The sequence below is a fragment of the Burkholderia sp. YIM B11467 genome (assembly GCF_052952715.1).
The window spans coordinates 162,196-175,462 of the sequence record NZ_JBQVSQ010000004.1 but is presented as its reverse complement, the minus strand read 5'-3'; the positions used below and the strand labels follow the sequence as shown (position 1 = coordinate 175,462).

Genomic DNA, 13,267 nt, shown 5'->3' with positions numbered 1-13,267 from the left:
TCGCTTGGTCGCGTGAAAGTCCGACGCTGACGACAATCCGACTTTCACTGTGATCGGACTTTCACCCTATCGGCCGGCCTCGATGCCCGACGTCGTGACCCGGCGCGTTTCCACCGCTGCCGTGCGCGCCGCGGACGCCACGCGGCTCACGCCGCGCATCATGTCGACCGCCTTCTCCGCGATCATGATGGTGGGCGCATTGGTGTTGCCGCCGATCAGTGTCGGCATCACCGATGCATCGACGATGCGCAGCCCGTCGATGCCATGCACGCGCAACTGCGGATCGACCACGGCCATCGCGTCCTGGCCCATGCGACAGGTGCCGACCGGGTGATAGACGGTATCCGTGCGCTTGCGCAGCACGGCCCGGATCTCGTCGTCGCTGTGTACGTCGCGCGTGAACATGTCCCGCGTGATCCACTCCGCGAGCGCGGGCGCGTTCATGAGGCCGCGCGTGATCTTGAATCCCGCCACCATGTCCTCCAGGTCGCGCGGATCGTCAAGGAACGCGGGATCGATCAGCGGCGCGGCGGCCGGGTCGCGGTTGAGCAGCGTGACCGAGCCACGGCTACGCGGGCGCAGCAGGCACACGTGGCAGGACAGCCCGTGACCCAGGTGCATGCGTCGCGCGTGGTCGTCAACCAGCGCCACCAGGAAATGCAACTGGATGTCGGGCGCGTCGAGGCCCGGTTGCGTCTTCAGGAACGCGCCGCCTTCGGCGAAATTCGACGTCAGCATGCCGCGCCGTTCACGGCGAAAGCGCATGATCTCGCGCAGCATTCGCGCGCTGCCGCGCAACGAGATGCCCATCGTATCGAGGCTGCGCGTGCGGTAGCTGAAGATGAAGTCGGGGTGATCCTGAAGGTTGCGGCCCACGCCGGGCAGATTGTGCAGCGTCTCGATGCCGACGCGCGCAAGCTCGCCCGCCGGGCCGATACCGGACAGCATCAGCAACTGCGGCGTCTGCAGCGCGCCCGCTGCCAGCACCACCTCACGCCGGGCGCGGAATGTCTTCAACGTGCCTTTCTGCAGCACTTCCACGCCCACTGCGCGCTTGCCCTCGAACAGGATGCGCCGGACCTGCGCGTGAGTTTCGACGGCCAGATTGGTGCGTTTTCCGAGGTGCGGGAACAGATAGCCGCGCGCCGCGCTCCACCGCTCGCCTTGCTTCTGCGTGACCTGGTAGATGCCGACACCTTCTTGCTGCCCGCCGTTGAAATCGTCTGTCAACGGCAGGCCGGCCTGGCGGGCCGCCGCCAGGAAGCGCGCCTGGAACGGGTTGTCGGAACGCAGGTCGCTGACCCACAGCGGGCCGTCCTGGCCGTGCCACTCGTCGTTGATGCGCTCGTTGTGCTCGCTCAGACGAAAGTAAGGCAGCACTTCGTCGTACGACCAGCCGGGATTGCCGAGCGCAGCCCACGTGTCGTAGTCGCTGCGGTGGCCACGAATGTAGACCATTGCGTTGATCGCGGACGAGCCGCCTAGCGCCTTGCCGCGCGGCTGATAGCCGATGCGCCCGCCGAGCCCACGCTGCGGCACCGTATCGAACGCCCAGTTGTTGAGGTGGGTCGGCAGCATAGCGACCGTGCCGGCCGGGATGTTGATCGCCATGTCGTTGCCGCCGCCGCCCGCTTCCAGCAGGCAGACGCTGGTGTTCGGGTCTTCGGTCAGGCGCCCTGCTACCACGCTGCCGCCTGAGCCTCCGCCCACGACGATGTAGTCGAAATGATGATTCATGGCATTTCTCTCGATACAGGATTCGGAAGTCACGTGAGTCGCGACAGTGTGCGCAGCAACAAATCGAAGACGCGGCCGTACGGCGGATGGAACAGCACGGCACCGTTCAAGCGGGTCTGGTGAAACACCGGCTTCAGTTTGCTGAAGGTGTCGAAGCCCCACTGTCCGTGATAGGCGCCCATGCCGCTCTGCCCGACGCCGCCGAACGGCTGGTTTTCCTGTACCAGGTGCCACAGGCAATCGTTGATCGTGACGCCTCCGGATACCGTCTCGCGCAGCACGCGATCGCGATGCGACACGTCTTCGCCGAACCAGTACAACGCCAGCGGACGCGCACGGCCCTGAATGTAGGCAAGCGCATCGTCCAGATTCGTGTATTCGACGATCGGCAGGACGGGCCCGAAGATCTCTTCGTTCATTAGCCGCGTGTCGGTCGGTGCGCCGAGCACGATCGTGGGCACGAACTTGCGCGACGACGTGCCGAACGATTCGCCGGACGGGTTGACTTCGAGGATGCGGGCGCCCGCACGACGCGCTTCATCGACCATGTCGGCGAGGCGCGCGCGGTGGCGTTCGGTGATGATGGCCGTGTAGTCGGGATTGGCGGACAGCGTCGGATACAGGCGCCCGACGGCGCGCACCAGGTGCGACGCGACGCTATCGGCCATTCCGGTGGGCACGAGCAGGTAATCGGGCGCGACACAGGTCTGGCCAGCGTTCAGCAGCTTGCCAAACGCGATGCGCTGCGCGGCAATCGCGACATTGCACGACGCATCGAGAATGGCCGGCGATTTGCCGCCGAGTTCGAGCGTCACGGGCGTCAGGTTGGCCGCGGCCGTCTGTGCAACGACACGCCCGACCTGGGTCGAACCGGTGAAAAACAGGTGATCGAACGGCAGGCCGGTGAACGCCTTTCCGAGCTCGACGTCGCCCACCACAACATCCAGCTCGTCCGGCGCAAAGGTCTCGCGCGCCATCGACACGAGCAGGTCGGAGAGTGCGGGCGTAAGCTCGGACGGCTTGATCAATACGCGATTGCCGGCGGCGAGCGCCGCGAGTGCCGGCCCGAGCGAAAGCTGCAGCGGGTAGTTCCACGGCGAGATGATGCCCGTCACGCCCAGCGGTTGCGGCACGAGCCGGTTGTAGCCGGGACGGAAATGCAGCGCGGTCGGCACGCGGCGCGCCCGCATCCAGTGCTTCAGGTGCCTGCGCGCGTGCCTGATGCCAGCGCGCACGATGAACACCTCCGCCAGCCGCGTCTCGTGAGCCGAGCGGCCCTGAAAATCAGTGTCGATGGCGCGTACGATGTCGTGCTCGTGCGCATCGAGCCACGCAGCCAGCCGTTCGAGGCGCGCCAGCCGGGTGGCCAGCGCCGGGTTCGGCTCCAGTGCGAATGCGCGGCGCTGGCGCTCGAAGCGCGCCGCAAGGTCGGTTGGGTAGCCTTGATGCATGGTGTCTCCTCCGGCTTGTCGATCGTGCGATCGCGTCGCGTCACGACGACAAGCGGCTTGCAAAATGTTCCAGGTTCTCACGCGGCGACGGGCCGGTTCGGTGGCCGGCGATTGCGTGAGCGCTGCGTCCCGACGTCACGCGCGGATCGCTTTCCGCAAGCGAACCGGCTCACGCAATGTGCCTGCCGGCGCACACGGGTTCCGCGGTAGCGCGTGTCGCACGGCGCCGGATATGACCATCGATCAGGCTCGTCAGCAGCGGCACGACGCCATCGGGAATGTCATGCCCCATGCCGCGCACCGTGACCATGTCGGCACCCGCGATGGCTGCGGCGGTCGCGACGCCGCCGCTTGGCGCGACCAGCAGGTCGCGATCGCCGTGCACAACCAGCGTCGGCGCCTGGATTCGCCGGAGTTCGTCGGTCCGGTCTCCTGAATTGATGATCGCGCCGATCTGGCGGGTCGTGCTCTCGTGGTCGCGCGCCTGCTGGCCGCGATCCCACGCCTGGGCCGCGTACGCGCGTCGTGCGACGTCATCCGCGGGATACGCCTGCGTGCCGATGTGGGCCATGATGCGGCTGTACTGCTCAACCGCCGCTTCACGCGTGCGCGGCGGCGGCGCGGTCAGCATCAGCATGCTGGACATGGCCGGCTGTCCGACCTCGCGGGCGCCGGTCGTGGAAATGATGGAGGTGAGCGACAGCACGCGTTGCGGATAGCGCGCGGCGAGCACCTGGCCGATCATGCCGCCCATCGACATGCCGACAACATGCGCGCTCGCCACCTGCAGGCTGTCGAGCAAGCCGATCGTGTCCTGCGCCATGTCATTCAGGTCGTAGCCGTCCTTGACGGGCCGGCGCAGGAATTGCTGGAGCACACTCGGCCCCGGCAGCGGGATGCGGGACGAGCGCCCGACATCGCGATTGTCGAACACGATCACGCGATAGCCGCATTGAATCAGCGCGCCGATCAGCGCAGGCGGCCAGAAGGTCAACTGCAGCGTCATGCCCGCGATCAGCAGCAACGGCTCGCCGTCGTCGGGCCCGTAGGTGCGATAGCAGAGGCGCACTCCGCTCGACAGATCGCGGAACGCGTCCTGAATCTCTTCCATGGCGTGGATCGTCATGGTCAGGCTCCGACGGCCCGACGGGCCTCGACGCGATCCGTTCCGCTCGCTGCCCGCGCATACCGGAAGCGCAGGCACGGATCTTCGATCGGGCCATGCCGCAGGATCTTGACATCGACGTGATAGTCCATCGACATGATCCACGGCGTGCCGGGGCCCTGGCGCGGCAGGCCGCCGATCGCGCGCTGCACGTACCCGGCACCGAAATCGAGCAGCGGGCGCGTCGGCATGTCGCTGTCCGGCAATTCAGGCATGCAGACCGCGTAGCCGCCGCGCTCCATATGCGTCAGCAAACGGCAGAAGTGTTCGGCCAGCAGCCCGACCTTCATCGTCCACGACGAATTCGTATAGCCGATCGAGAACCCGAAATTCGGCACGCCGCTGAGCATCATGCCTTTGAAAGCCACCTTGCTGTGGAGATCGACCGGCTCGCCGTCGACCGTCAGCTTGATCCCGCCGAAGAACCTGACGCTGAGCCCGGTTGCCGTGACGATGATATCGGCGGGCAATGTCTGCCCGGATTCCAGCACGATGCCCGTTTCCGTGAAGGTCTTGATGCGGTCCGTCACGACCGACGCGCGGCCATCGCGGATCGACTTGAAGAGATCACCGTCCGGCACCGCGCACAGGCGCTGGTCCCACGGGTTGTAGGGCGGATTGAAGTGGACGTCGACCGGATAATCCTTCGGCAACTGGCGTTTGGTCAGGTAGCGGATCAGGCGCCGCGCTGCCTGCGGACGCGACCGGCAGAAGCGCCAGATGAAGCGGGAAATCGCGACATTTTTCCGCCGCACGATCGCGTAGGCCCACTTGTGAGGCATGATCTTGCGCAGCGTATTGGCAATGATGTCTTCCGACGGCAGGCTCACCACGTAGGTCGGCGTGCGCTGCAGCATCGTCACGTGCCCGGCCTTGCCGGCCATCGCCGGCAACAGCGTGACGGCTGTCGCGCCACTGCCGATCACCACCACGCGCTTGCCGCTGTAGTCGAGATCTTCCGGCCAGTGCTGCGGGTGAACCACCGGGCCGCCGAAGTTCTCGATTCCGTCGAGTTTCGGCGTGTAGCCTTCGTCGTGGCGATAGAACCCTGCGGCGCTGAAGAACCACTTGGCCAGGATCGTCTTGCGTTCGCCTGTATCGAGGCGCTCGACTTCGACGCTCCACAGAGCCTGTGCACTCGACCAGCTTGCCTGGATCACCTTGTGATTCATGCGGATGTGATGATCGATCCCGTATTCGGCCGCCGTCTCTCTCAGGTACGAAAGGATCGCATCCGCTCCGGCGATCGCCTTCTTGTCGGCCCACGGCTTGAAACCGTAACCATAGGTGTGCATGTCCGAGTCGGAGCGGATGCCCGGATAACGGAACAGGTCCCACGTGCCGCCGGTCGCGGCACGCGCTTCCAGAATGAGGTACGTCGTGCCGGGACGGTCCGTCTCGAGTTGACGAGCAACGCCGATCCCGGAAAGGCCGGCGCCTACGATGAGCAAATCCACGTGCTCGGTGGACGGAAGAGGGTGTACGGTCACGGCGTGTCTCCTGATTGCGTCGAAATGCGCTATGTGACGTTATTGTTATCAACCGAATTAGCTCAAACAAGGTGTTGAAAGCACCGTCCGAGACTACAATTGGTGCAACTTGCACCTCTTCGCGTGATTCTTGCCCGCCATGTCCCAGCCCCTTGCCCCTGTCACCCCGCCGCCCTGGCCGCTGCCGTCGCCCCGCATCCGGGAATTGATGCGCCAGGGTGCCGAGATCGCACTGAATGTGCAGACGGAATGGCTGCAGGAACTGGACAAGGAGAACGTGGCGACCAGCCCGACGATGAGCGATCCCGTGCTCGCGGCGGCCGTGCGACGAATCAACCGCAACGGGCTGATTCACTGGGCAACAGCCAACCTTGAAAACCCTTGCGCGCCCGTTTCCCGCTTTCTTTCCGCCGACATGCTGAGTAGTGCGCAGGAACTGGTGCGGCGCGGCCTGACCGACCTCGTGTTCGTCGCGGCCCGTTCGTCGCAGAGTGTCCTGTGGCAACGCTGGATGGAGCTCGCGTTTGCGCTGACCCAGGACCCGGACGAACTGCGCGAATTTCTGGCCGTGTCGTCACGTTCGATCGCGACTTACATCGACACCAACATGGTGGGCATGGCGGAGTTCATGCGCGCCGAACGCGAAGCCCGACTGCGCGGCACTCACGCCGACCGTCGCGAACTGGTCACGCAGATTGTCGAAGGCGCGACCATCAGCGCGCAAGAGGCCAGCCGGCGTCTGGGCTATACGCTGGAGCAACGCCATCACGCCGCGATCGTCTGGAGCGAGGAAGCGGATATCGAACTGGGGTTGCTGGAGCGGGCGGCCGACGCGCTGGCCCAATGCTCGGGCACGCACAATGCACTGGTCGTCGTCGCGAACACGGCGACGTTGTGGGTCTGGACGTATCACGACGGCAAACCGCTCGACATGACTTGGTTGCAGCGCGCGATCAACGCGCTGCCCGGCGTGCACATGGCCGTCGCGACTGCCGGGAGCGGCATGGAAGGATTCCGGCATGGTCATCTGGACGCGCTGGCGACGCAGCGGCTTCTCGGCCGGCTGCACGCCGGCGTCGGTGTGGTGCATGCGGACAGCATGAGCCTGATCGCGTTGATGACGAACCATATGGAATCCGTACAACAGTTCGTCACCAATACGCTGGGCGACCTGGCCACCGCCGACAAGTCGCTGCGCGCTGCGCTGCGCGCGTTTCTCGCGGAAGGCTGCAGCGTGACCGACGCGGCCGAGAAAACCCATGTTCACCGCAACACGCTGCTGCGCCGGCTCGAGCGCGCCGAGTCGCTGCTGCCCCGCCCGCTCGCACAGCAGCGTCTGCACGTCGCGGCTGCGCTGGAGGTGCTGTATTGGATCGCCAGCGATCCGGATTGATTGCGGTGAATGCGTCGAGACTGCTCTTCACATGCGGATGATGTGTGCAAACGGCCGGTGACGAGCAACGGGCAGCTGCGGTCAGCTCAACACGTCTCTGCCGCTATCGCACGGTCACGGCCCGGCGCACCCGGCACGATATCGCGCAGCCGCGCCGTGACCGGCGACGCCTACCCGCCACGCACTATCACCGCAGGGTGTTGCCTCAAGGCCGCCTTTCGTAGATGAGGCAACGGGCCGTCTCCATGAACATTGCATCGAGCTCCTGCGTAAATCGCGCTGACCCGGATTGCATCGTCAGGCCATCGGCAGTCGCAATCAACAGCGCGGCAACGTGCAGGCTGTGGGCCGCGTCGAATGCCGGATTGATGGTGCGCAACAGCTTCGCGATCTCGCGCGTCAGTGTGTCGTACCATCCGTCGAACAGCTTGAGGCATTCCGGATCGATGGCGGCGAACGACAGGAAATGCCTGAACAGCGCGCCGTATTGCGCATCCTTCGCATCGCTCAGCGAGCGTGCCAGCACGCGTTCGAGCACGTCGTCCGGAGTGGCATCGCTGTCGAGCACGCGCGTCAGCTCGCGCAGGTACGCATCGATGGTCGGCTCGATCACGGCCCGCAGCACGGCCAGCCGGGTCGGGAAGTAGTACTGCAGATTGCTCACGCTGATACCGGCATCGGCGGCGACCGCGCGCTGCGAGAATGTCAGCGGGCCACCTTTCAGCAGTAATTCCCGCGCGACGCGAACGATCGTGTTGCGCGTGCGCAGGCCCTGGGCCCGCATGCCGTCGAGATTGCCGCCTGACGAAGCGGCACTCGTCGCGCGCAGCCTTCTGTCACCGTGGTGCGCTTTGGGTTCGGTCATTGTGTCCGGGTCGTCGTGAGGGTCTCGCATGGCGCTATCCGCGATCCGCATGGCGGTTCACGCGTTCGTCGAGCAGGTTCGCGATGCCCAGCACTGCCTTGATCGCGCACCAGCGCAGCGGCTCCGGCGGCATCGAGGGCGTGCGGTGCGTGAGCGCGTTGAGCAGCGGCGACTCCGTGCCATGGATCCGGTCGGCCAGCACCTGCCCGATCAGTGACTGCGTGCCGACGCCGTGCCCCGAGCATCCGGCCGTGTAGAAAACGTTGTGATGCATGCCGGTCGCGCCGACCACCGGCAGCGCATCGCTGGCAACCGAGATATAGCCGCTCCAGCATGCACGCACCGGCAGGTTGCCCAGTTGCGGGAAACGCGCGTGAAGCGTCGCCAGCAGCGCACGATAGGCCGCGTCGTCCGGTACGTTCGGCGTCCGCGAGCCATAGACGTAATCCAGCCGCTTGGTCGTCACCAACAGCGCATTCCGCGCGGTGAGCCGGTGGCTCTCCATCGTCATGTGCGGCGTCACGATTCCCTCGCGATTCGGCCAGCCGAGTATCGCCAATTGCGCATCGGACAGCGGTTCGGTTTCGAGCGCCGACACGCGCAACGGCATCACCTTGTTGCCCAGCAAGCCGAGTTGCGGCGTATACGCATTGGTGGCGAGCACCATGACCGGCGCGCTTGCGCTGCCGCGCGCCGTCCGGGCCCGTACGGTCTTGCCCGCGTCGAAGTCGAACAGCGCGGTGTTCTCGTAGAGCCTCACGCCTGCCGCGAGCGCGGCGCGCCGCAAGCCCGTCACATACTTGCCGGGATCGAGCGTGCCGCCGCCGGGCAGGTGGCAACCGAACAGGAACGCCGGCGGAATGCCGCGCGCCCGCAGCGCCGCGCCATCGAGAAACCGGGCAGGAGAACCGAGCGCAATGCCCATCTCCATGTTCTCGCGCAGGCGCTTCTCCTGCGACGGATGCACGCCCGCGCGAATGATCCCTGTCGCGCGAAAGTCGCAGTCGATCCCGTACTCGACGAGCTTGCGCTCGACGTAGGCAACGCCTTCGTCGTAGAAGCCGACGATCTGCTTCGCCTGATCGCGCCCCACGCGCTTCACGAACAGTTCGTACTCAAGCCCCTGCCCGCCCGCGAGATAGCCGGCATTGCGGCCGCTCGCGCCGAAGCCCGCGAACTCTCGTTCGATCACGACGACGCTGGCGCCGCGCGCGGTCAGTTCGAGCGCGGTGGACAGACCCGCGAAGCCGCCGCCGACGACGACCACATCCGCGCGAACGTCGCCTTCGAGCTGTGGCTGCATGTCAGCCGGCCGCTCGATCCATCCGCCGATGGGTCGGTATGCTCGCAACGCACGGTCTTCCTGCGCCGTATCGAACCGCATGGCATTGCCAGTCGATTCTTTCATAAATTGGTACTGCGAATCGCTCATGTGTGCCTCCGTCACTCCGTGCCACCAACGGGAATCCCGTGTCATTCGGGATGCAATCAGGGCGACGTCAACACGCCGTCCTGCGAGAAAAGGATCGGCGTGCCGCCCTTATCGGGCAGCGCGGCAGTCAGCGTCGCACGATCCGGGCGCTGCGCGACCTCGACCGTTGCCGCCCCCGCACGCTGCTTCAATACCAGGCCATCGAGCCCGACGCCGATCAGGCCGTCGCCTGCCGCCACCAGACCGGTGATCGAACTCCGCGTGCGACTGTCGACGGCCGTCCAGCTCGCGCCACCGTCGCCGCTCTGGTACAGGCTGCCGAGCAGGCCACCCACCACCACGCGACCGTCCGGCAGCGCCACGCCCGTCCAGAGCGAACCCTTGCCGCCCGTCTGCAGGTAGCTCCAGTTCGCACCACGGTCAGTCGACTTCAGCACCGTGCCCTGTTCGGCCGAGATGTAAAGCGCGCCGTGACGATCGCCGAACGCGTGATACAGGTTGCGGTCGGCCTTGCCGCCGCCCGGCGGCTTCGGCAGCGTCACCCGGGTCCAGGTCTTGCCGCCATCATGGGTTTGCAGCATCAGCGACCACAGGCCGACCGCGAGCCCGTCCTGCGGCGTCGTGAACAGCACGGAGAACAGCGGCTGGTCGACCGACGTGTCGATGCGCTGCGTCGTCCAGGTCTCGCCGCCGTCGTCGGTCGCGAGAATCGCGCCCCACTGGCCGACGGCCCAGCCGTGCTTCGCATCCGCGAACGACGCTGCCGACAGCGTCGCCGACACCGGCACGCGTCGTGCCTGACGCCAGGTCTTGCCGTCGTCGTCGGACAGCAGCACGATGCCGTGCTCGCCGACCGCGACGATCCGCGACCCGGCGCGCGCCGCGTCCATCAGCATCATGTGCGTCGGCGCGGCCCACGCGTGCGCGGGCTTCGCGGCCCAGGCCGCAACGGTTCCGTCCTGCGGTTGTGCGGAGGCCGTCGCGGCCGCGCAGAGCGCGATACAGGCAATGAGCGTCTTGATCATGGTGAATCTCAGTAGTGTGCGAGCATCAGTGGTTGAATAGCGCCGACCAGCCGGCATTCGCTTCGCCGAGCATAACGGCCGGCGGCTTGCCGCCGCCCTGCGCGGCCGCCGCCCGTCTCTCGACCCAGCCGTCGTTCGACGACGCGGCGACACCTGTTTCGCCGGTTGCGGCGTGGCGTACACCGGTGCGCGCCGTGTCCGTCGCGAACGCATGAGCCGGCGCGGTCCGCCCCGCGCCTGTTTCATGAAATCGCGGGAGGACACCCGCCGCGATGCACATTGCGGCGCAAGCAGTTAGCGTCTTGACCAAGATCGAATCTCCATCAGCAGGTTCACGAGCTTCAGTGACTGAACAAACCCGGCGCGCGGGCCGGCTTGCGGCGCGGGAACCAGCGTTCCAGCAGCGACGCGAGCGCGGGCAACGCGGTCATCGCCATCACCAGGTTCACGATGAACATGAATGCGAGCAGCTTGCCCATGTCGGCCTGGAACTTGAGCGCGGAGAAGCTCCACGTGGCGACGCCGATCGCCAGCGTGATCGCCGTGAAGATCGTCGCGACGCCCACCTCGAGCATCGCGTGCTGCACGGCCTTCACGATGTGCTGGCCGCCGGCGAGATGCACCTGCAGCCGGTTGTAGATATAGAACGCGTAATCGACGCCGATCCCCACCGCGAGCACCATCACCGGCAGCGTCGCCACCGTCAGACCGATCTGCAGCTCCTTCATGAACCAGTAGCCGATGAAGGTCGCGACCGACAGCGGCGCGCAGCAGGCGATCATCGCGCGCCAGTCGCGGTACGCGAGGAACACGAGGATCAGGATCGCGCCGTACACGTACAGCATCATCGGCAGCTCGCTGCCCGCGACTTCCTCGTTGGTCGCCGCCAGCACGCCCGCGTTGCCGGCCGCGAGCCGCACGGCGACGCCCGGGAACGGATGCGACGCGCGGTACTGCTTCACGTCGTCGAGGATGCGGTTGATCGTGGTCGCCTTGTGGTCGGTCAGGAACAGGTGCACGGCCGACATCGTGCAGTCGGCCTTCATGAAGCCTTTCACGCGCCCGACGTCGACCGATACCGCCCCATAGTTCTCCGGGTCGATCGGCACCACGTTCATCTTCGGATAGTCTTCGTTGTAGCCCTGGTTGTAGGCGCGCAGCATGCCCGAGTACGATTGCACGGACACCACGCCCGGCTCGGTGCGCATGGCCGCCGCGAAATCGTCCTCGTACAGTCCGACCGCCGGGTTGTCGCAGCCCTTGCCGGCCGACTCGATCGCAACCGTCAGCCAGTCGAGGCCCATGTCGTAGTTGCCGGCGATGGCCGTCGCGTCGCGATTGAAGCGTGCATCCGCGCGCAGTTCCGGCGCGCCCGGCTGCAGCGTGCCGATCACGCGATCGCGGCTTTGCCACGCGGCCAGCGCGAACACGACCAGCGTCAGTGCGACCGTCGCCCCCGCATACTTCGGCTGCGCGACGCGCGCAAGCGGCCGCAACCATGCCGAGCGCCGCTCGCCGCGCTTGAGCGCGCTGTCCGCGTAGCGCTTCGTGAAGTTGAAGCAGGACGCGGCCACCGGCAGCAGGATCAGGTTCGTCACGATCTTGTATGCCACGCCGAGCGACGCGGTGATCGCCAGTTCACGCACCATCGGGATCGGGATCAGCAGCAGCGTGATGAACGACACGAACGCGGTAATCAGCGCCAGCACGCCCGGAATCAGCAGCCCGCTGAAGCTGCGGCGCGCCGCCTCGTACGAACTGTGCCCGTGCGAAATCTCGCGGACGATGAAGTTCACCTGCTGCACACCGTGCGAAACACCGATCGCGAACACCAGGAACGGCACCAGCACCGCGAGCGGGTCGAGGCCGAAACCCAGCAGCTTCAGCGTGCCGAACTGCCAGACCAGCGAGGTCAGCGAGCACGCGATCAGTAGCACCGTGAAGCGCAACGAATGGCAATACCAGTACACCGCGAGCGCGGTCAGCAGCAGCGCAATCGCGCAGAAGCCAAGCACGGCCTTCGCGCCGTCGGCGATGTCGCCGATCTGCTTCGCGAAGCCGATGATCTGCACCTCGTAGCCGGCATCCTCGAAGGGCTGGCGGATCTTCTGTTCCAGCAAATGGTTGAAGGCGACGTAGTCGAGCACCTTGCCCGCACTGTCGCGTTCGTTCAGTTCGGCCGTGATCATCGCGCTATCTTCGCCGTGCGACACGAGCGTGCCGACATAGCCACCCAGCGTCGTCGCTCGACGGATCTTCTCGACGATTTCTGGCGTCAGTTGATCCGGCGTGATCGTGCCGGAAATGATCGGCTCCGCCCGAAACCCTTCATCGGTAATTTCATTGACGAACGCGTTCGACGTCCACAGCGAGCGCACGCCGATCCGGTCGACGTTCGGCAGGTAGGTCACCGCCTGCGTGACCTTGTACAGCCGTGTCAGGCCGTCCGGCGTCCAGATCGAGCCGTGCTTCGCGCGCACGACGACGGTGATCCGGTTCGCGCCGAGCAGGTCGTTCCGGTACTGCTGGAACGTGCGGATGTACTCGTGCCCGATCGGCATCTGCTTCTCGAAGCCGGCGTCCATGCGCAGTTGCATCGCGAACACGGCCATCACGACGGTGAACAGGCCGATCGCCGCGAGCACGATCGCGCGATGACCGAAGAAAAGCCTTTCAAGGCGGCTGACCAGACGATTAAGCACTGCATGA

General features: G+C 65.9%; 9 protein-coding genes. 1 reads left to right on the top strand and 8 read right to left on the bottom strand.

Features of this window, described 5'->3' with window-relative positions; all coding sequences use genetic code 11:
* Nucleotides 1-66: 66 nt before the first annotated feature.
* From ACTRWB_RS16220 to ACTRWB_RS16205, 4 genes are all read right to left on the bottom strand, one after another.
* Nucleotides 67-1,737: a GMC family oxidoreductase gene (locus tag ACTRWB_RS16220; RefSeq protein WP_446902475.1), complete on the bottom strand. Its 1,671-nt coding sequence runs from the start codon at nt 1,735-1,737 to the stop codon at nt 67-69.
* A 29-nt stretch (nt 1,738-1,766) separates the two neighbouring features.
* Complete coding sequence (locus tag ACTRWB_RS16215) at nt 1,767-3,188, bottom strand: coniferyl aldehyde dehydrogenase (RefSeq protein ID WP_446902474.1); 1,422 nt, start codon at nt 3,186-3,188, stop codon at nt 1,767-1,769.
* 169 nt (nt 3,189-3,357) lie between these two features.
* The gene (locus ACTRWB_RS16210) at nt 3,358-4,314 is read right to left on the bottom strand and encodes an alpha/beta fold hydrolase (RefSeq protein ID WP_446902473.1); all 957 of its coding nucleotides are present in this window, start codon (nt 4,312-4,314) and stop codon (nt 3,358-3,360) included.
* Nucleotides 4,315-4,316: 2 nt separating this feature from the next.
* Entirely contained in the window at nt 4,317-5,843 is a 1,527-nt protein-coding gene (locus tag ACTRWB_RS16205) for a flavin-containing monooxygenase (RefSeq protein WP_446902472.1), read from the bottom strand.
* 139 nt (nt 5,844-5,982) lie between these two features.
* Between ACTRWB_RS16205 and ACTRWB_RS16200 the strand changes: the two genes are divergently transcribed.
* Nucleotides 5,983-7,236 (top strand): PucR family transcriptional regulator, encoded by a 1,254-nt coding sequence (locus tag ACTRWB_RS16200; protein WP_446902471.1) that lies wholly within the window; start codon nt 5,983-5,985, stop codon nt 7,234-7,236.
* A gap of 205 nt (nt 7,237-7,441) precedes the next feature.
* On the opposite strand, the gene ACTRWB_RS16195 is transcribed toward ACTRWB_RS16200, so the two are convergent.
* The 4 genes from ACTRWB_RS16195 to ACTRWB_RS16180 form a co-directional block, all read right to left on the bottom strand.
* On the bottom strand, nt 7,442-8,131 hold the full coding sequence (locus ACTRWB_RS16195) for a TetR/AcrR family transcriptional regulator (RefSeq protein WP_446902759.1): 690 nt from the start codon (nt 8,129-8,131) through the stop codon (nt 7,442-7,444).
* Nucleotides 8,132-8,135: 4 nt separating this feature from the next.
* Nucleotides 8,136-9,509: an NAD(P)/FAD-dependent oxidoreductase gene (locus tag ACTRWB_RS16190; protein WP_446902470.1), complete on the bottom strand. Its 1,374-nt coding sequence runs from the start codon at nt 9,507-9,509 to the stop codon at nt 8,136-8,138.
* Between the two features lie 80 nt (nt 9,510-9,589).
* On the bottom strand, nt 9,590-10,558 hold the full coding sequence (locus ACTRWB_RS16185; RefSeq protein WP_446902469.1) for a WD40/YVTN/BNR-like repeat-containing protein: 969 nt from the start codon (nt 10,556-10,558) through the stop codon (nt 9,590-9,592).
* A gap of 341 nt (nt 10,559-10,899) precedes the next feature.
* Nucleotides 10,900-13,260 (bottom strand): efflux RND transporter permease subunit, encoded by a 2,361-nt coding sequence (locus ACTRWB_RS16180; RefSeq protein WP_446902468.1) that lies wholly within the window; start codon nt 13,258-13,260, stop codon nt 10,900-10,902.
* Between the last annotated feature and the right edge of the window lie 7 nt (nt 13,261-13,267).